Genomic DNA, 444 nt, shown 5'->3' on the forward strand with positions numbered 1-444 from the left:
GCGTGGGCGCGGGCGACCTTCTGGCGGGCCTTGGCCCGGTTCTTGGATCCCTTCTGCTTGCGGGACAGCTCCCGCTGGGCCTTCTTCAGCTTCTTCTCCGCACGCCGCAAAAAACGCGGGGAGTCGATCTTCGTGCCGTCCGAGAGGACCGCGAAATGCGTGAGGCCGAGATCGATGCCGATGGTGTGCTCGGTGTCGGGCATGCGGGCCTGGTCGGTGGCGGGGTCGGTGTCGATGACGAAGGAGGCGAAGAATCTGCCCGCCGCGTCCTTGATCACGGTCACGGAGGACGGTGCGGCGGGCAGGGTGCGGGACCACTTCACCTTGACCGCGCCGATCTTCGGCAGGTTCAGACGGCCACTGCCGGTGATGCTCCAGCGGGCATTCGCGGTGAACCGGATCGACTGCCGGTGGTCCTTGCGGGACTTCAAGCGCGGTGCGCCC

The 444-nt window shown here is 67.3% G+C and carries 1 protein-coding gene; it reads right to left on the reverse strand.

The genetic code is table 11. The annotated features are described in order from the left end of the window. Window positions 1-444 (reverse strand): transposase (locus tag ALMP_RS40090; protein WP_264936929.1); only part of this gene is annotated, 444 nt, incomplete at both ends.

This window comes from Streptomyces sp. A012304 (genome assembly GCF_026008495.1).
Classification (GTDB): domain Bacteria; phylum Actinomycetota; class Actinomycetes; order Streptomycetales; family Streptomycetaceae; genus Streptomyces.